The sequence below is a fragment of the Silvibacterium acidisoli genome (genome assembly GCA_022870745.1).
Taxonomy (GTDB): Bacteria; Acidobacteriota; Terriglobia; order Terriglobales; family Acidobacteriaceae; genus Silvibacterium.
This window is the reverse complement of record CP085323.1, coordinates 4,969,358-4,989,601: the sequence shown is the minus strand read 5'-3', so window position 1 is coordinate 4,989,601 and position 20,244 is coordinate 4,969,358. Positions and strand designations below refer to the sequence as shown.

At 57.2% G+C, this 20,244-nt stretch carries 9 protein-coding genes; 6 read left to right on the top strand and 3 right to left on the bottom strand.

Features of this window, described 5'->3' with window-relative positions; genetic code table 11:
* Nucleotides 1–147 precede the first annotated feature (147 nt).
* A complete protein-coding gene (locus LJD29_RS20400; RefSeq protein ID WP_446743420.1) occupies nucleotides 148–2,262 on the bottom strand; it encodes an LpqB family beta-propeller domain-containing protein in 2,115 nt (704 codons plus the stop codon).
* A 444-nt stretch (nucleotides 2,263–2,706) separates the two neighbouring features.
* On the opposite strand from LJD29_RS20400, the gene LJD29_RS20395 reads away from it, so the two are divergent.
* From LJD29_RS20395 to LJD29_RS20385, 3 genes are all read left to right on the top strand, one after another.
* The gene (locus tag LJD29_RS20395) at nucleotides 2,707–6,078 is read left to right on the top strand and encodes a TonB-dependent receptor (protein ID WP_446743419.1); all 3,372 of its coding nucleotides are present in this window, start codon (nucleotides 2,707–2,709) and stop codon (nucleotides 6,076–6,078) included.
* Nucleotides 6,079–6,270: 192 nt separating this feature from the next.
* Nucleotides 6,271–8,316, top strand: a complete 2,046-nt coding sequence (locus LJD29_RS20390; RefSeq protein ID WP_446743418.1) for a prenyltransferase/squalene oxidase repeat-containing protein — start codon at nucleotides 6,271–6,273, stop codon at nucleotides 8,314–8,316.
* Nucleotides 8,317–8,356: 40 nt separating this feature from the next.
* The gene (locus LJD29_RS20385; protein WP_446743417.1) at nucleotides 8,357–9,661 is read left to right on the top strand and encodes a ComEC/Rec2 family competence protein; all 1,305 of its coding nucleotides are present in this window, start codon (nucleotides 8,357–8,359) and stop codon (nucleotides 9,659–9,661) included.
* An 89-nt stretch (nucleotides 9,662–9,750) separates the two neighbouring features.
* On the opposite strand, the gene LJD29_RS20380 is transcribed toward LJD29_RS20385, so the two are convergent.
* The gene (locus LJD29_RS20380; protein ID WP_446743416.1) at nucleotides 9,751–13,035 is read right to left on the bottom strand and encodes an outer membrane beta-barrel protein; all 3,285 of its coding nucleotides are present in this window, start codon (nucleotides 13,033–13,035) and stop codon (nucleotides 9,751–9,753) included.
* A gap of 317 nt (nucleotides 13,036–13,352) precedes the next feature.
* Here LJD29_RS20380 and LJD29_RS20375 point away from each other — a divergent pair, with 317 nt between their 5' ends.
* From LJD29_RS20375 to LJD29_RS20365, 3 genes are all read left to right on the top strand, one after another.
* A complete protein-coding gene (locus LJD29_RS20375) occupies nucleotides 13,353–14,792 on the top strand; it encodes a hypothetical protein (protein ID WP_446743415.1) in 1,440 nt (479 codons plus the stop codon).
* A gap of 263 nt (nucleotides 14,793–15,055) precedes the next feature.
* Nucleotides 15,056–16,327, top strand: a complete 1,272-nt coding sequence (locus LJD29_RS20370; RefSeq protein ID WP_446743414.1) for a CehA/McbA family metallohydrolase — start codon at nucleotides 15,056–15,058, stop codon at nucleotides 16,325–16,327.
* A gap of 138 nt (nucleotides 16,328–16,465) precedes the next feature.
* Nucleotides 16,466–17,545, top strand: a complete 1,080-nt coding sequence (locus LJD29_RS20365; protein ID WP_446743413.1) for a phosphatidylinositol-specific phospholipase C1-like protein — start codon at nucleotides 16,466–16,468, stop codon at nucleotides 17,543–17,545.
* A 260-nt stretch (nucleotides 17,546–17,805) separates the two neighbouring features.
* On the opposite strand, the gene LJD29_RS20360 is transcribed toward LJD29_RS20365, so the two are convergent.
* Nucleotides 17,806–20,226, bottom strand: coding sequence for a GH92 family glycosyl hydrolase (locus LJD29_RS20360; protein ID WP_446743412.1), 2,421 nt, complete (start codon nucleotides 20,224–20,226; stop codon nucleotides 17,806–17,808).
* Nucleotides 20,227–20,244: the final 18 nt, after the last annotated feature.

The following is a 20,244-nucleotide window of genomic DNA, read 5'->3' as shown; positions in this document are numbered from 1 at the left end:
GGCCAATGACCGACGGTCTGTGACTGCTCTCGCAGGCAGTGAAAGACCTTCCACCAACCACGCCCTCGGCGCGAAAGCTACGGCTGAGTTGATCCAGTGGTTGAGCGAATTCTCGTAAAACCCACCATCGTGAACCAATGCAGAGCTCTACGGTTCGGAAACCTGGGAGGTAGCCGTTTCCTTACGGAGCTTGATGATGCTGCGCGTATGGTCGATTGCGGCATAGAGTATCCACTTCCCGTCGTGGGAGACGACCAGGCTCGGTGTGCCGAGGGATAGTGTCTGCGGCAACTCACCAAGCTCGTGAACGCGCCGATCGAGGAAAGAATAGAAGTAGAAGACGGAGGATTCCGAGAGGCCCTGGGCAAAATAGATGCCTGCCGGACCGACACTCCAGTCCAGCGTCGGTTCGGGACGGACATTGTCGAGGCGAACCACACGGCTTCCATCCGGCTCAGAGGTCCAAAGAGCCTGGTTCTCGGCATTCCCGGTGAAGAAGATTGTTTTGCTATCGAAGGATTCCTGGGGCGCAAGCGATCCGCGCGGCTCGACCGGGGCGCTGGCGCCGGTGGACACGGAACGCTTCCATATCTGCGGTTCGCCGGTTTGCGTGGTGTCGAAATAGATGAAATTGCCATCGCGCGACCAGTAGGGGCGCCGTGCCTCAAAGGCTCCCTGTTCCACCGGGACGGGAGTGCCTCCGGTGACCGGCAGACGGAAGATTGCTGAGTGGCCGCTGGGACGGGCATCGAAGACAATGGCCTTGCTGTCTGGTGACCAGCGGATGGACCCAAGCCATGGTCCACCGTAATGCGTCATCTGGCGGATGTGGGTTCCGTCGCCATTTGCAAACCAGATTTCAGGCGTTCCCGAACGGTCGGACACAAACGCCACGGTGGATTGGTCAGGAGACATGCTCGGCGAATGGTTATGACCGGAAGAGGACAAAAAACGTTCCGGGTGGCCGAGATGGCCGTCATGAACAGGGACACGCCAGATGTTCCAGTTCTCGTTACTGTCGACGAAAGCCATCCAGTTGCCGGTTCTCGCAATTGCAGGGTCGGAAGCAGAATCGGTATCGGCTGGCAGAGGTTGCGAGTCTCCGCCATCGCGGTTGATCTCTCGCAGCTCATAGGAACCTCTGCGGGAGCTTGCATAGACGAGCTGCTGCCCGTCTCGCGTCCAATCCAGTCCACGGATGTCCGCTTGTGCGCGAGTGATCTGATGCAGGCGCGAGCCGTCATCTGACATGGTGAAGACTTCGCCGCTGCCATGGCTGATGTAACGCACGAATGCGATCTGTTTGCCGTCCGGCGAGATGCGCGGATAGCAGTCTTCGTCTTGCCCAGGGGGTGAGGTTAGCGGCTGCTCCTGACCGGAATCCAGTGCCATGCGAACCAGCCCGGAGGAACGGTCGGAAGACACCTTGTCCGTGAGTAACAGTTGCTTGCCGTCTGGACTCCAGGCCAGGCTCTGGCAGCCGGACAGGGGATTATTCGAGGCCCACATTCCTCCGTTGTCCCGCACATGAGCGACAACGCGCTCCTGTCCGCCAGGCTGCGTGGTGACGACGACTTCGTCTCCGCCGCTAGCCTGCCTGAGGAACGCAAGCTGATTTCCATCCGGGGACCAGGCTGGATGAATGTCGGCTCCGGGACCGTTCGTGATGCGGCTGACCGCTCCCGTTTTCAATTGCTTGATATAGATGTCGTAGTTATCGCCGTTACCGTCCCAGACATACGCGATGCGATCTCCGTCCGGCGAGATGGAAGGGCTGAACTGCTGCCCGATTTCGTCTGAAAAGGGAACGACTTCGAAGCTGTCTCCAATGCTCGCGCTTACCGGGTCATGTTTGTACGCGATGAAGAGAAGAACGGTAATGGAGGCAATAAGCAGGGCGCTCAGGGGTACGACGGTATTCCGCCACCAGGGCGCGCTATGTGGCGTGATAGGCGGGGAAGAGACCACCGCAGCCGCTAGGCCATGATCTAGATCTTCCCGTTCTGAAGCGAGGTCCGTGAAGGTGGCGACATAACCACCCTTGGGCACGGTGATGCGGATGGTCTCGTCCGAACTTCCGCTGGCAGCATATGCCTCGAGCTTGGCGCGAAGGCGTCGTGCCTCGCTGCGTACAACATTGTCGGTTTTCGGATCCCAGTCAGCAGGCCGGTCGAAGACTTCGATTCCGATCTGGCGCTCTTTGAGGTTCTGAGCGTTTTCAAGCAGGGTCTGCTCGACCACAAAACGGAGAAACCGAACCATTCGGTCCGACCGTGCGAACTCCGCGCTCGCGCCGATTCGGTCGAGCTGTCTGCGGATCCTCTCGCGATGATTCTCCATTCCTGAAACCGTTCCGTCCGACTGCGATGGTATCACCGGCCTCTACAACAAACGATGAATGCCGTGCAGCGAAAAGGTCTGGTTGCCGGAGGATGCTCACAAGCGCGGTGAGAAACGATTCATCAGCAATTCATGGAAGGCAGCTAAACCTGATTGCGATGCGCAAGTTGTTAAGAATGAATGGTCTATGCAGAGGTGGAATGTTTTGCATACCCCATCGAGGCTCTCTTTCCACCCCCAATTCCCACTTTTGGACGCTCAAAAGAAATCGGAAATTCGAGTTGTACTTCCGCTGACAGACGAGCTGTTCTCCGATTGCTTCGGAGAGGCTGGCCGGTCTGATTCAGCGCTTTTGGAGAGCTGACAATGAGAAAGATATTTCGAGCGACATGGACCGCGCTTCTGGCTTGCGCGCTACTGGGCGCCATCCAGCATGCCGATGCCCAGGTTCTGTATGGAACGCTGGTAGGAACAGTGACCGACCCGGCGGGCAAGCCGGTGACAGGCGCAACCGTTACCGCAACCGAGGTTCAGACAGGGGCACAGCACACCCTGCGGACAAACGGATCGGGAGAATACGACCTGCGCGACCTTTTACCCGGCATCTACTCGGTTGAGATCGACGCCAGCGGCTTCTCGACTGCCAGGGTAACCGGGATCAACATCACGGCGAACCAGATTGCGCGTGCGGATGAAGCCCTCAAGGTTGCAAGCGCCGCGGAAACCGTCAGCGTAAGTGCGGCGAGCACGGCCCTGCAGACGGACAGCGGTACGATCCATGGAGAACTGACGAGCAAGGAACTCGCCAATATTCCGATCGGAGGCTTCGACAACTATCAGAGCCTGCTGAGCCTGCTTCCGGGCGCAACTCCGTCCCGCTACCAGAATTCGGTGATGGATACGCCCTCGCGATCCCTCACCACGAACATCAACGGCTCTTCGCGCAATGACAATGTCACCTCGGTGGACGGAGCGGCGATCCAGCAGGTGTACCTGCCTCACCACACCCTCTACAATCCGCCGACGGAGGACATTCAATCGGTCGACATCGTAACCAACAGCTTCACGGCGGAGCAGGGGCTCGCGGGCGGCGCGGTTGTGTCGGTTCTCACCAAGTCGGGAACCAACCAGTTCCATGCCACGCTCTGGGAGCAGAACACCGCTTCTGCTCTTGCAGCGAAGAATTATTTTTACAACAAGACGTATTTTTCGCAGGCCGGCGACTCGGTGCCGAAGAACATTCTCAACCAGTTCGGCGCGAATCTCGGCGGCCCCATTCTTCGTAACCGGCTGTTCTTCTTCAGCGGATTCGAAGGGTTGTCCCAGCGCCAGCTCTATCCTGAACTGATTTCGCTACCGACGGACGCCGAGCGCACAGGCGACTTCACCGGTCTGGCGGCGCTCTACAATCCGAACACCGGTGGCTCCGATGGCTCGGGCCGTACGACCTTCGCAAGCGAGAACGCCGATGGGCGCAATGTCATCGAGAGCGGAATCGCTCCGGCAGCAACGAAACTCCTCGCACTGATTCCTCACGCCAACCTGCCCGGCACCTCGAACAACTATTCGGTTGCCGGAACCTACAGCCTCGATCGCTACTCCTTCGACGAGAAGGTCAACTGGCAGATCGATGAGAAGTCGTCGATGTTCGCCAAACTGAGCTACCTTCGTGCCGATGTGTATTCTCCCAGCACGTTGGGAATCGGTGGCGGAACAGGACTTAGTCCCGGCGGAGCGAACGCTGGCTCCGGTAATAGCCAGACACGCGTCTTTATAGGTGGCATTGGCTACACTCGATCTTTATCGAACAACCTGCTCTTCGACGCCAACTTCGGTGTAGGACACAATGGGCTTACCTGGTACGAATCCGACTACGCCAGCAACCTGGGACCGACTCTCGGCATTCCCGGCACCAACAGCGATGGCGATGGAAGCTACGGGACTGACAAGAACCAGGCAGGCCTGCCGTCCTTCGCGGTCACTGGCCTCGAGACTTTCGGCAATCCGGACGACTACACGCCGGAGCTGAAAGACGATTTCACTTACACCTATGTCGCCAATCTTTCCTGGGCCCTGGGCAACCACACCCTGCGCTTCGGCACGCAGCTTCTCAACAACCGGATGAACGAGTATCAGCCACAGCGCGGTTTCGGACCTCGCGGAGGCTTCACCTTTACGGGCGGTGTTACTGCTGTGAAGGGAGGCGCGTCACCCACCTCGGCGAATGCCTTCGCGCAGTTTCTTCTCGGCCTGCCCGATTCGCTGGGCAAGAGCTATCAGTATGAAAATCCTATAACCGGCCGCGAATGGCAGTACGGCCTCTATGCGCAGGACCAATGGCAGGCATCACGCCGCCTGACACTGACTTATGGGCTGCGCTGGGAGTTCTTCCCGATCATGAGCCGCGATGGGGCAGGCATGCAGCGCTATGACTTCGACACCAACGAGGTGATTCTCGGCGGCATCGATGGCCAGCCCAACGGCGCAGGCTCCAGTGCCGGCAGGCTGCAGTTTGCTCCCCGCTTCGGCTTCGCTTACCGTCTGGACGACAAGACGGTGGTGCGCGGCGGATACGGCATCAGCACCGACCCATACCCTTTCAGCCGCGCCATGCGTGACCCGTATCCTGTCACGATTGCGCAGACCGTCAACGCCAGCAACTCCTACGTGAGCGCAGGAAATTTCACGACCGGCATTCCCGGCTACAGCACCGTAGCACCGGTCATCAATAGCAACGGCACGGCTGTATTGCCTACCAGCGCTTATACGAAGACTCTGCCTGCGGGAACCTTCCGACGCGGATATGTCGAGTCGATGAACCTGACTCTGCAGCGCGCCCTGCCTGCGGATTTCAACCTGACCGCAAGCTACGTGAACACGCAGACGATCCGCCAGACGACGTACTTCGAGGCGAACGCCGGACAGACTCCGGGTCTCGGCTCGGCCGGGCAGCCGCTCTACGCCAAGTTCGGAAGGAATGCGGAAACGCAGCTCCTGCTCCCTTATGGAACCGCCAACTACAACGGATTGCAGTTCAATCTGAAGCGGCCATTCAAAAACGGCGTGCTGATGACGGCGTCTTACACCTTTGCGAAATCCATCGATGAAGCCACCGACGACGATAGTGTGCCGCTCTTCAACGCAAGTGCGTATCAGTATCGCAATCGCGCGGTGAGCGACTTTGACCGGCACCAGGTCTTCGACCTCGGGCTTTCAGCCGAGCTGCCTTTCGGAAAGGATCATCTCCTGTTGAATCAAGGAGGCGTGGCAAGCGCTATCGCCGGCGGCTGGAAGATCAATGCCGTCGTCTCGAAGTACACCGGACTTCCTTTCACCCCGCTTGCTTCCGGCACCTCGCTGAACGCGGCCTACAATACGCAGGTTGCGAATAAGGTAAAGTCCAATGTTGCTACGCTGGGCGGTATCGGCAAGTACGCGACATGGTTCGATACAAGCGCATTTGCTCCGGTAACGACGGCGAATTTCGGAACCGCCAGCCGCAACTCGCTGCGTGGGCCCGGCGATGCCGACCTCGATCTTGGAATTTCGCGTACCTTCCCGGTGACGCAGAGAATTCATCTCGAACTGCGCGGAGAGGCATTCAACCTCACGAACACACCGAACTTTTCCAACCCGGCAAACAACGTATCAACCAGCAACTTTGGAGAGATCACTTCTACCGTGGGCAGTGCTGCGGATGAACGCATCCTCCGGCTGACAGGAAAGCTGAACTTCTAGCTCTCTGTTGAGTCATTCTGCGCCGGCTGTCCTATACAGCGGCCGGCGCAGGAGCGATTTTTTTGGTGATCGGCCTTTCAGGCCGTGCCTCCTCTTACTTTGATACGGGTCCAGACAATGATTAACAAGACAAGTGTTTCCAGGCGAAGCTTTCTTCAAGGCATCGCCTCCCTTCCACTGGCTTCATCTTCTATGCTGTTGCCTGCTACGGCTGGTCTCCAGAGCGCCGCGGAGATCGTCAAAGTTATCGAGCGTCATCGCAAAGCCGATAACGGTTATGGATGGCTCTCACGCGTGGATGGGCATATCACTCCAACCTTTGCTGCGGTGGCCTGTTACCGGCTTCTCGGCATGTCCGTTCCCGATGCTGAAGCCGTAGCGGAGTTTGCCCGTACTCACTATCCGGTTCCGGATGGTCTTTCACAGCAGCCACTGTGGCGGCTCGACTACGAACAGGCTCAGGTGCTTTTGTGGCTCGGGCATGACATGGATACGAGCAAGGCCGCGCAATGGCAAAAGCCGCTGGCATATAACACTTATTTCGAGCAGAACGGTTATCCCACGCTGCAGCATCAGGCCATGGCCGTGCGGCTGAGAAAGATCTCTGGAGAACATGGCGGCTCCACGACGCAAGAGTGGGAGAGCTACTTCAACGAACGGCAGAGGAACAACGGTACTTACAACAACGCGCCTGCAGCCGATGGCTCAGATGGCCATATCGTGAATACTGTGTGGGCCATCGACGCACTGGAAGATCTTGGTATTCGCAAGCATCTTTCTGAAGCCGGGATTTCATGGATCAAAGACTGCCAGATGCCGGGTGGAGGTTTTACGTGGTCGCCCCTGGCGGAGCTGGGACGTCAGGAAAACATGATCTACACCTGGGCCGCCATCAAGTTGCTCGCGCGCGCTGGCAGCGCTCCGAAAAACAAAGCGGCCTGCATCCGTTGGATCGAGGAACAGCGCGATGTGCAAGGTGGTTATCGGAGCAACGCCGCTTCGTTTGCGAACCTGACCGCAACATACTACGCACTGGATGCACTCCGGATCCTCGGCGCGAGCCATCGAGCTGCAGGCAACGCGAGGAGCACCGTATCCAGGCCTTCACTGCCCGCAGCGATAAAAATCTTTACCGCACAAATTGAAGCTCCCGGCAATGGAAGCCCTGCCGAAGCGGTCATGCTGGCTGAGCATTTAAAGATAGATTTGTGGACCGCCAAGAATTCTTCCCCCGGCTGGATACAGCAGGCGCAGACCATCGCGGATCGCCGCGGCAGCCGCATACGTTTTGCGCAAGGGAACGAAGAGTATGGGACCTACACCTCGGTTGCGGGTTTCGGTATGTACAGCCATCTGGACGATCTTGTCGCGCCCGGTGACGTCGATCTTGGGCCTTATCCTCCGCAGAAAAATGTAGGAATGCCCTGGACGTTGTTTCGTGACACACGCATTCGCAAGGTGCTTGCGGAGCGTGGACGCATGATCTGGCAGTTCAACGAAAACGAAGAACTGACTCGCATCCTGCTCGATGAGGCAGCGCGCACGCATTCCTACGCAGCCGTCAGCAGCTTTCACTTCGGACTGGATGATTTTCTGGAGTTCGAGCCATTCCTGATGGAGTGGGAAGGGCGTCTGCCCATGATCGGTCTGCAGGATGCGCACGGCGGAGAAAGCTGGTGGTGGGCCGAACAACTCGCCGGCTTCCGCACGCTTTATCTGGCGGAAGATGCTTCCTGGGAAGGATTCCTGAAAGCTCTCGACAACAAATGGACGCTCTCGGTTCGCCACGATCGCTCCAGAAACGGCGAGACGCAGTGGAGTGGCGCTTTGCCTGAAGTGCGTCGCTTTATTGAAGAGCGCGAAGAGCAGTGGGCGTGGTGGAAGAACGATAAGCCATCCGTGCCACTGGCCGCAGTCACGAAGCTGGAGGCGAATGCTCCGTTTGAAGCGGGCGCTCCGGAGGATGGTGTGAGCCTGCGCATCCGCCTGCGCTATGACACCGGGAGCAGCCCGAATAATCAGGCATTTCTTGAGCCGCAAACGGCCCTGCTCTCGTTGGAAGTCGATGGCAGGGAAGTCAGGCCGGAAGCGGTGGAGGCAAAAGCCGATCGGTATCTCATCTGTCGCCGGGTGAGTGCGAATGCTCGCCAGGCAACGGCTGTGGTGCGCGACATGGCAACCGGAAAGGTTGAAACCATCCATGTAGATCTGAAACCGTTTGCCTTGCAGGGGGATTGATACTGTGACTGCGACAAATTTGTGGACGCGCCGTACTGCCATGAAAGGATTGGCCTTGGGAAGCCTGTCGCTTCTCCCTGTTGCCGGCGCACGCACTGAAGCGACTACGCAGGAGGAGCAGGCTTCGCGAGTGTCCTCGCGCTGCCTCGAACCCTGGACGCCAGGCGCTCTCGACATACACCACATCTCAACCGGGCGGGGCAATGTAGCGTTCTTGGTGTGTCCCGATAGAACGACGATTCTGATTGATGCTGGCGCTCTTCATGCTGCCTCGGACTGGGGCAGCGATGAGAAATACCGCATTCAACCTCTTCCTGACGCATCTCTCCGTCCTGGCCAGTGGATCGCACGCTACATTGCTCGTCACATGCCAGCGGGACGAAAACCTGCAATCGACTACTTCATTCTCACGCATCTTCATCCCGATCACATGGGCGGTGTCGATCTGCTGTCCCATCGGAAGATCATGTCCCGTTTTGGCGGGTATGAATTGACTGGAGTGATGGATGTTCACGAGGAGATTCCGATACGGAAGATCCTTGACCGCGGTTATCCCGACTACAGCTATCCGCTTCCGTTGGTCGACCCCCATCAGAGAAACTACCGTGCATTCATCGCGTCATTCCTCCGCAACGGAGGCATCGTCGAAAGATTTGCAGCGGGTAGCTCTAACCAGATTCGTCTTCTGCACTCCGGCCATGGAGCGCATCCGGATTTCATTGTGCAGAATCTTTGCGCCAATGGCCGGGTGTGGAGTGGGCGGGGCGAAGACGCTGAGGAGACCTTTCCGTCGCTGGACAGGCTGGAGAAAGCCGACTATCCGACCGAGAACAAGTGTTCCGTTGCCATGCGATTGGCCTTTGGCAGTTTCCGTTATTTTTCTGGCGGAGATATGGATCACGACACAGCCTATGGCCGGTTGCCCTGGGGCAACATCGAGGCGAGAGTTGCGCGTGCATCCGGCCCGGTTGACGTCGCCATGGCAAACCATCATGGATACGTGAATGCCTGCGGGCCCGAATGGGTTGCGGCCTTACGGCCACGTGCTTTCATCATTAGTGCATGGGACTCCGCACATCCCACGATTCCTGCGCTCGATAATATGCTGAGCCGTCAGTTATATGACCAGCCACGGGATGTCTTCAGTACCGCGCTAAAACCTGAAAATATCATCGCGACCAAGAGGCTCCATGAGATACAGAGTGGAAGCGGACATGTCATTGTCCGTGTTGCTCCAGGGGGTGACGATTTTAAAATCGCAATCACGTCGAACCGCGACGAAAGCGATCGCATCATCGCTCAGTTCGGGCCTTATCACACGACGGAAAAGTCTCTCAACAGTTAAGTACGAGTGAACCGCTCAACAACTTAAAGGCTATAAAGAATGGGAACTCAAGTTCCGGATATGTTCATCCCCGGAACTTGAGTTCGTTATTAGAAGTTGAACTTCGCGCCAAATTCTATGGTGCGGTTCTCGTTTACTGTGGACGTGATTTTTCCTTCGGACTGTGGGTTGCTGATCGATGCGCTGGGCACAGCGAAGTTTGGATGGTTGGCGACGTTAAAGACGTCGCCGCGAAGCTGGATCCTGTAACGTTCGGCGATAGCAATTGTTTTTTCAAGATCCATGTCCCAGTTCTGATAATGCGGTCCCCAGAGCATGTCGTAGCCAGAGGTTCCGAAGGTGTAGGCGGGAGGTGCGGTAAAGGCTGCGGTATTGAACCACTCCGCCCGGGTTTTGTGATGTGGATAGATCGGCACACCGGGTACGCGGTTGGCGCGGCCGCTTGCTCCATAGACCTGGCTGCCCGGAGCGGTGTAGCTCACGGAAAATGGCTGGCCAGTCTCAAATGACGTAAAGCCAGCCAGTTGCCATCCACCCAGAATCGAATTGACCGCTCCCTTCGCGTTTCTGAAAAGAAGCTTTCCCTTGCCCAGGGGGAAGTCATATGCATAATTCAGCATGAGTGTTTGAGGCGTGATGCTGGAGATGTTGCCGTAAGAGTCGCCGATATTCGTCGGAGATTCAAAGTTTTCCACTCCCAGTACACGAATCCACTGATACTCCGCATTGAGCATCAACCCCTGTTTATATTGCTTGTGGACGCCGATCTGCAGAGAGTTGGCAGTGGTGTGAAAGTTTGGAGCGATCTGTTCAGCGATGGTTCCGAAAGGCTGAAAGGGGCGTTTTGATTGTTCAGTGTAGTCGCCTGGCGGGGCATAGTTGAGATCAGGCATCGTATTGCCGGGGCCGCCTGAGTTGTTCTGGTGAATCGTGCGCTGTCCGATGTAGCCGATACGCAGGTCCACCATACCGGGCAACTGTCGCTCGATCGCCAGGTTGTATTGCTCGGTATAAGGGGTTACGGTCTTGTGTTGCGCATCGACGTTAGGATTTGCGGGCACGGTCGCTGTTGCCGCGAATGGTGCATCCATCGTCAGGGATGGTGAAGCCGTATTCGTGTACGTGAGACCGGTGACGAAGGGCAAATTGCTGAATCCCGTATCCATGTAAGAGGAAGGCAGCAGGTTGTAATACTGGCCGACAGCGCCACGAACTACCGTCTTTGAGTCAATCTGATAAGCGAATCCGAAACGAGGTGCGATATTCTTCATCGCCTGGCCCAGATAGCTGTACATGTGGCGCGGAAGCCTGACTGAAGATGAAAGCACCGTGTCTGGGATATACAGCGGGTTGGCAAGTGCCGGATAGGAATCCCCGAAGACGACTACCTTGCCTACGCTCGGGACAAAGAGCGATTCGGTCCCATATGGATTGTCGTGAAAACGCTGGAAGTCATAACGAAGTCCGTAGTTGATGGTCAGGCTGCGAAATGGTTTCCAGTCATCCTGCACGTACATTCCGTATTGGCTGGAATTGAAACGCACGGTGAAATCGAGCGGTGTGGAGGTGCCTGTCTGGTATGGATAACCCAGCAAGAAATCGGCATACGCGATACCGGTGTAGCGGCCAGTAAAGGTGAAAGACCCGTGCGACTCTGCACTGTTCTGCCATGAGTCGTTGTAGAGATAGGAGAAGCCGGTTTTGATGGTGTGCTTGGGCAGAACCTTGGTCAATGCCGTGTTGCCCTGGTAGGTCTGCTCAAGATTCTTCGATCCGGCTTCGGAAAATGGCGTGATGTTCGTAATGCTGATTGTGGGAGCACCCTCAAGGGTCTGTGCGCCGAGGCCAGGAATAATTGAAGAGAAGTTCGTCTGGTAGTTCTGCGCGGAGCGATATAGAGGCAGGTGCAGATACGAGATCTGGCTATCGAGCAGCAATGTCGGTGAGAAGGTGTGAGTCCAGCCGGCAACGAAAATATCGTTGTGTTCGCCATCGAGCGCAACACCGCCGGCGAGGCTTGATCCATCGCCTTCACTTGCCACATCCTTAAAGGGTCCGTAGAAGGCGCGCAGCCACGTGCCGCGGATCTGATCGTTCTCGCTGATCTTGTGGTCGACTCGCAGGTTGAAACGGGTAACGTTTGTGGTGTGCGGAACCAGTTCTATGGTGTTGACGCCTGTGCCTGAGGTCGTAGGCAATGGCATGAGAAGATTCTGGAGTTTTACGTCCACCGAATTGAACGGCGTAGTGCCGGGATTAATGATGTTGCCCGGGAACGGCTGGCCAGTTACCGGATTGAGCAGGATCGTTCCTGCAGCCGATGTAGCGCAGCTGCCGCCGGGAAGAAAGCAGCTGAAATCGCCGTTGCGCTCCGCCACAGTCGGTTGTGTGCTGGTGAGCGTGACTGATTGGGTGAGGTGGAAACCCTCATAGCTGGCGAAGAAGAACGTACGATCTTTTCCGTTATAAACGTGCGGAATGTATACAGGGCCGTTAAGGTTGCCGCCATACTCGTTACGCTGGTAAGGCGGACGCGCTGGCGCTTGCGCGGCGGGGAGATCTTCCCAGGACTTGGCGGCAGTGCCACGGCTTCGGTTATATTCCAGAAATTCGCCATGTAACGCGTTGGTGCCGCTGGCGCTGACGATGATAGTTTGATTTGCCTGATTGAACTCCGCCGGGGCGCCCTGAGTAATGACCTTGAACTCCGAGATCGCATCGAGCGGCGGCACTTCACCTTCGCCGCGCTGCAACTCGACTTCTTCATTGGTGACGCCGTCGTAGGTGAAGCCCGCGTCGCCGTATGCGTTGCGCTGGTTGGTGCCAAAGGCCAGGGTTACACCGCGGACGGGAACCTGGTCCTGCGCGGCAACATCCTGGACACCTGGCACCAGGTTGATGAGGCCCAGAATACTGACGTGTCCGTTAAGAGGAGTCGTTTGAATGCTCGAGCTATCAACCACGAGGCCAACCGACGAGGTCTCGGTCTGGATTACGGGAGCGTCGGCTGATACGCTCACCGTCTGCTGGTTCGAGCCGACAGACAATTTAGCGTCGATCTCTGCTACCTGGTCGATCACAAGGGTAATCTTGTTTCTCTCGAAGACTTCGAAACCTTCCTTTTCAACCTTTACGCTATAGGCCCCGGCCGGAAGCTGCGGCAGCCTGTAGGTGCCGATATCCGATGTCGTAAGTACATGGGTTGCATTTGTATCGACTTCCCGAATCGTAACCGTCGCGCCGGAGATCGCTGCGCCGCTGGCATCGGTTACCGTGCCGGAAATGGACCCTGTTATGCCCTGGGAAAAAGAAGAATTCGTGACCAGAAACAGTATTGCTACCAGCAGGCAGCTTCGAAAACAAGAGGATCTCATCGAGCATCCCGGACTTCGTTCATAGTTTCTCGTAATGCGTGCTGACATCCCGGATAGGTCTTTCATCGCTTCTCCTTGTTCGGTTCGTGCATCGGTTATTGCCGAAGGCGCTCCACAGCCCCGAGTATTGGATACAAGGCGATACGGCGGTAGGGGTTTACTTGTGTGCAGGACTCTCAGGCCTTAGCTGTGCCTATCTGTTGAAGAATCTTGGGTGCGAACACGTCCTGTCGCTGATCGCACACGGAGGGTGCATGGGCGGATTCCGATCCCTTTGACATAGCTTTCATCAAAGAGCATTAGCATCTGAAGGTATCGTGGATTTGAAAAATGCTCGACCTGTTCTCGAGCTTCCGCAGAAGGTCGCACGCATATCTCCGCGCCTGTCGATTGCAGGCGGAGACAATCGTCATTTCGACGATCCCCGTTGGCAGCTGGCACAGCGTATCGCGGCCAGCGAGAGCATCGGCCGTTCGAAGCTGCTGGCAGATTTCCTTCTATATATTGTCGACCGTCACATTCGCGATCTCACTGACGAGATCACGGAGCAGCAGATTGGCGTCCTGGTTTTCGGCAGGGCGGAGGGATACGACTCGAACGAAGATAATATCGTTCGCAGCTATGCGCGTAATCTCCGCAAGCGGATCGATGAATACTTTGCCACGGAGGGCAGGGAAGAGACCCTGCTCCTCCAGATTCCGCGTGGTGGATATACGCCGATCTTCTCCAGTGCGGTGAAAGATTCCAGCACGGTTGGGTTTGAGGAGTGTGCTGTCTCTTCTCAGGAGACGGCTTCCGGGAAGGTCGAAATTGTCGATTCTCCTTTGCTCGCTCCCGTAGAGCCGTCTTCAAGCGGCACCATCTCTTCGCATGCCTCCATCGGGCCGCGTCGAATCCGGTTCACAATGCTCCTCTGCCTGCTCGCCGGTATTCTTCTCGGGATGGCGGCCATGTTCTTCAGCCGTGTGGGACCGGTCATTTCGCAGAGGGAGACCGCATCGCATGCGCTTTGGGCGCAGATGTTCGGGGATGATCGAGACACATTCGTCGTTCCTTCCGATGTCGGCCTCGTTATTATGCAGAGGCTGATTCAACGCCCGCTGCCGCTGGGTACCTATGTCAACGGAAGCTATTTGACCAAAGCCAGCACGGAAAGCGCACCGAACTCCGCCGAAGTTCTCAAATTAGGAAGCCGCCGCTTCACGAACGTTGTTGATCTTGAGTTCGTTACCCACCTTGCGCAGTTGAAGGAAGTTGTTCCGGAAAGAATGAAAGTCCGTTACGCCCGCGACCTGCGGATGGAAGACCTGCGTACAAGCAATGCCATCTTTATCGGTTCCGATGAGTCGAATCCATGGGTTGAATTGTTTCGGCCGCAGTTACATTTTACTTTTCGTTTCGATTCGGACCCGGACAAGCCTTCGGGGTTTGTGAACCTGTACCCACGCGCCGGTGAGCCTGCCATCTACAGCACGGCCGGGCATCAGGAGCGAACCTTCGGCATCATTGCTTATTTGCCAAACCTCAACAATAACGGTCATGTTCTGATCGTTGCAGGCTTAAATACTGCCGGTACAGAGGCCGCTGCATCATTCCTGTTGAATCCCTCCCTGATGGCGCCGACACTTCAACGGGCTAAAACAGCACACGGCGGTCTTCAGTCATTTGAATTGCTCGTAAGAGCTGACGACTTTGCCACAAATGCATCCGCGCCAAGTCTTGTACTGGAACGAATCGGTTTGCCGCAGGCGCGTTAGCCTGTGAGCATGTAGTGTGTGAGATTGCACACTACGGAATCTGCCGTTTGCACTTAGACAGGCTGCAGCACATCACCCGACAAGAGCCAGGGTTTCACGTTGCATCAAGCTATATGCTGAGTACATCCGTACACGTGACCGTGTGAAAATCCAGGAAGCTTCCGCCCCTGCCGACTCCATCTGATTGAAGGCATTGGTCTGCAGCCGAGCTTTAAATCTCACCCCTGTAAAACCCCTTTTTTCTCTTTCGCCCTTGGATAAGTATGGCAACAACACGCTCAGCTTATTCAAGGAGATATTCCCGGATGTTCCGTTTCTCGATCCGTTCATCCCAAACACTTGCTCTCTCCCGAGGGCTTCTCTTGCTGCTTGCTCTCACAGGTGCTGGCGGCACGGTATTTGGTCAGGCAGAGCATGCAAACCCATGGGCGCCTACAGATCCTGGCCCGCTTCCGCCGATACAGAGCCTCAGTGACGGAATATGGCTTAAGGGTGATCTTCACTTGCATTCCCGGCACAGCCATGATTCCAGCAACAATTCCGAAGCGAAAATCATCGACTTTTCGAAGTCTGTAGGTATGGATTTCATCTGCATCACCGATCATGACAATCATGTACAGGGAGATGTGGCGCACAACACCTGGATTGATCCTGAATTCAAATCGGATTCCGTACTGCTTTTGTATGGCGCGGAGTGGACGACAACCCGCGGCCACGGCAATATTTTCTCGGCGAGGCCATACGACCACCAGCGACTCTATGACGTTCGCGATCAGCGGGATATTGTGATTGGAGCGGTCAAGAAAGAACTGGGCGTTCATCTCTCTGCCAATCACCCCAGCGGAAAAGATCATTTTGGCTTCTCCTACGATATGGTCGATTCCATCGAGGTGTGGAACTCCGCGGTATGGCCGAAGAATGCCAACGCCATCATGATCTGGGACGATATGCTCTCCTCGGGCCGCAAGCTTACGGGTAGAGGGGGAAGTGATTCGCATCATGGCACTCCGGACTCGCCCGAATTAGCAACGAAGAACAGCTACCAGCGGGAAGCCAATTATGTCGGCACGCCAACTACCTGGGTCTTCGCCAAGGCGCGTACCTTGCAGGCGGTGGTGGATGCCTTGACGAACGGGCGAGTCGCCGTCAGTGCCAATCCGTATGGGCCACGGGTTGAGTTTTATGCCGACCTTGACGGAGACGGCAGGATGGACATGATGATGGGCGACAATGCCAAGCCTACGGGCAAGCCTGTCACCTTCCGGGTGCAGTTGGCAGGGAAAACCATACCTGGTGGGGACTACACCGTGAGCGTTGTCAAAAATGGAGATCCATTCAAGACGCTTAAAGCGGAAGGTGCTACGCCAGCGGTTGAGTTTACTGACACTCCAGCATCAATTGGACGTACCTATTATCGCGTCGAGGTCACTGGTCCGCAGACAGCCTATCCTGAGGTGCCGAAATCGATGGCGCTCAGCGGCAACATGATCGGATTGTCGAACCCGATCTATTTCAACTTCGATCCCAACTTTTGAAAACGCCTGTAGGGCCAAATTCGATTTGAACAAAGGATATTCTCGATGCAAAAGTTCATTGCTGTTCTTCCTGCGATCCTTCTGCTCCATTTCTATTCCGTTGCCCAACAGGCGACGTCTGCTCAACAAGACCAACGCATGCATATCAATCAAATCCAGGTGATTGGGACGCATAACAGCTATCACACCGGTATTGCACCGAGTGAGCATAAATTGATCGAGCAGCAGAATCCAAAGGCGATGCGCGCGCTTGATTACGCACATGCTCCGCTTGGCGATCAGCTGTCCGGCGGGGTTCGCCAGCTTGAGATTGACGTTTATGCCGATTCCAAGGGTGGCCGCTATGCGCATCCGGCGATCGTTGACAAAGTGGCCCAGGCTGGCTTGCCGCCAGATCCGGATTTCGATCCGAACCATGAAATGGACAGGCCCGGTTTTAAAGTGATGCACGTTCTGAATGTGGACCAGAGGAGTTCGTGCCATACCTTCATCGCGTGCCTGACAACGATACGAGCCTGGTCAAAAGACCACCCGCAACATTTGCCGGTTTTTATCCTGGTCGAAACGAAGGAGGGGCGTCGCGGTGCTGCTCCGAATCCAGATGGGCCAGAGCCTTTCACCTCGAAGACGTTCGATGCACTTGATGCCGAGATTCGCTCGGTTTTCTCGGAGCAGGAAATGATTACTCCCGACCAGGTCAGAGGCGACTATGGCACGTTATTCGAGGCAATCCAGGCCACGATGAACTCAACTTCAGCCGGAAAATCCGGAGGCTGGCCCACTCTTGCCAAGGCTCGCGGCAAGGTGGTTTTTCTTATGGACCAACGGCCAGTCGAGGCGATTTATACCGAGGGGCATCCATCGCTCCGCGGCCGTGTGATTTTCACGAACGCCACACCGGGCGCGCCGGATGCGGCCTTCACCGAAGAAAATGACGGTCCGAAAGAAGAGATCGATGCGCTGGCCAGGCAGGGTTATCTGATCCGCACGCGAACCGACGATGGTACGGAAGAGGCCCGGAGAAACGATCATACTCGTGCCGATGCGGCGCTATCCAGCGGCGCGCAGATGCTGAGCACGGACTATCCATCCTCTGAGCCGGCGAAGTGGACAGGGTTTTTTGTCGGTCTGCCACATGGTCTGGTTGCACGCTGCAATCCAGTCACCGCAGCATCCGGCTGTGTCGATGCATTGCTCGAGCCTCCCAGCACGAAATGATGTGCCGGTGGCAAAACCAGAGTGAATGAAGAGGAATCTCACGACGATTCCCATCGGTGCAATAGATGCAACGTATGGAGACAACAACATCTGAGCCGCATGCCTGCGTAACTGTATACAGTTGCGCAGGCATTATCGGAACGTCATACGTACTGTGCGAGCCAGTCGGAGTGGCGGGAAGTCTTCTGCAGCGGTGTGTCGTGAGATCTACCGCGGCTGTTACGACTTTCTGCCGCAGTGCATTCCTCCGTTCGTACGGTCTATCCCCTGGTTACATCACGCAAGAGTTGTGAAGGTGGGCGCAAGTGTGAATCAGCGCCCCATTTCCGGTTCGGGATGTCGCTCATCACGAGCCGTAACTCGCCGCCCTGCTCTATCTCTGCGTGCGTGAGCCAGGCGCGATCCAGTGGACGGCCGTTGAGTTCGGCAGACGCGATATAGACATTTGCCTTCGAGTTGTTCTCGGCGATCACTGCAAAGTTTTTGCCTGTGCGCGCGTTGCGGAGCGTTGCGCGTTTCGCCAGCGGGCTTCCGATCACATAAACGCCGTTGGCCGCGTTGACGGGGTAGAAGCCGAGCGTGGCGAAGCAGTACCAGCTCGAGAGCTGCCCGCAATCATCGTTGCCGGGAATGCCGGCGGGCGTGCTGCGATAGAGCGAGGCGACCTTGCGCACCCAGTACTGGGTCTTCCATGGCGCACCGGCGAAGACGAACAGGTAAGGATGTGCGTTGCCGGGCTCATTGCCCTGCGCATCCTGGCCGATCATGCCGGTGACGTCGGGCCGCGCGTCGATGATTTCAGAGGACGCGGTGAAGAAGGCTTCGAGCTTGCGGAGGAATGCTTCATCGCCGCCGTGCAGCGCAATGAGCCCGGCCACGTCGTGAGGTACGACAAAGCCTGCCTGCCAGCCGTCGCTCTCGACATAGTCGTCGTATTCCTGGTCGGGACGGAAAGGCTCGCGCCAGCTTCCATCGGTGTGGCGCGCTCGCATGAAACCGGTCCCTTCATCGAAGAGGCGGTGGTAGTTCGCACTGTAGCCGTAGAACTCGTGCGCGTCGGCGTCGTGACCGAGCAGCTCGGCCATTGCGCCGACGCACCAGTAATCGTAGGCGAGATCGAGCGAACAGGAGACCGAGCCGTCACGCAGCTCGAGAGGCACATAGCCTGATTCGCGGAAGGCAGCCTGCATCTCGCGATTTTTCTTGATCGAGGCGCCGCCGAGCGCGGTCTCGCGAATCGCAGTGTAGGCCGCTTCGATATCGAAGCCGCGGAAGCCGCGCACATAAGCGCCGAGGATCATTGCCGCGGCGTGGAAGCCGTTCATGCTCCAGGTCTCGTTCCCCCATAGTGGCCACATGGGCAGCACGCCTTCAGGCAACTGGCGGGCGTCGGCAAGGATGGTCTTGACGATATCGTCGATGCGCTGCGGCTGCGTGAGCGAGAGCCAGGGAAATTGCCCCCGATAGATATCCCAGATGGAAAGGCCGGTGTACTTTGTGAAGCCTTCGCTGGCGTGATTGCGATGGTCCTGTCCGCGATAGAGTCCGTCGATGTCGCTGTAGGTCATTGGCACGGTCTGCGCATGGTAGGCGGCGGTGTAGAACACAGCAGCATCCGCAGCCTCGACAGTGGCAATGTCGAGTATTCGCTTCCAGGCCGCGGCGGAGGCGGCGCATGCCTCGTCGAAGGTATGGCCCGCGGCTTCGGCGGCGAGATTCTTAGCCGCGCCCTCGATGCCGGTGCCGGAGATGCCGACGCGCAGCGTCGCTTCGCGCTTGCCCTTCGGCAGCGTGAGGATCAGCTTGATGCGCTGCCCGGTGTAGTTTTTTCCAACCGCACCTTCAGACTCTGCGCCGTCGACCTGCAGCGTGAGGCGCTCCCAGCCACCTGGCGCTTCGATAACGAAGTAGACCTGGCGATCCTTTGCCCAGCCGTGCGTGGAGCGCATGCCGGAGAGGCGAGTGGGGCTCTCCACGGTGAGCGTGGCGGCGTAGACGGCGCAGCCAATGCCGTGCTCGAGATCGAGCATGAGGCCATATGCGGCGGAGCTGGCTGGCTCGAAGCGGTAGCGATGGAAGCCGCAGCGGGCGGTCGCGGTCAGCTCGGCCTCGACGCGCGGCGTCTCGAGATAGACGCTGTAATAGCCGGCACGGGCGTGCTCCCGATCATGGCGGAAGCGCGAGCTGTAACCCGACTCGGCAGCCGATGGAACCCATCCGGAATCTTCGCCGAGTGCCTGCCGCTGCATCTCGGCCTGGGCGGAAACGGTGCTCGGCTGCCAGGACCAGTTGCGGCCTTCTACGAGAGGCATGACGAGGAGATCGCCGAGATCCTTACCGCCGGTGCCTTGCAGGTGTGTATGGCTGAAGCCATGGATGATGTCGTCCGGGTAGTGGTATCCGGAGCAGTGCTCCCAGACGGTGTAGTCACGTACATTCCATCGTGGTTCGGGAGCGCCGGCAGTGTCCGGGCTAAGCTGCACGAGTCCGAAAGGAGCGACGGCGCCGGGGTAGGTGTGGCCGCGCCAGCCGGTGCCGATGATCGGGTCGACGAAGCTGGCCACATCGCCTGCATCCTGCCGCCCGGAGGGCACGATCGCTTGTAGCCATCGAGGCGCAACGGCTGCGCCACCTACCGCGGCCATGCCGCTTTTTAGAACTTTACGTCTCGAGATCGTCATGCCAGCGCCGCCTTTAGG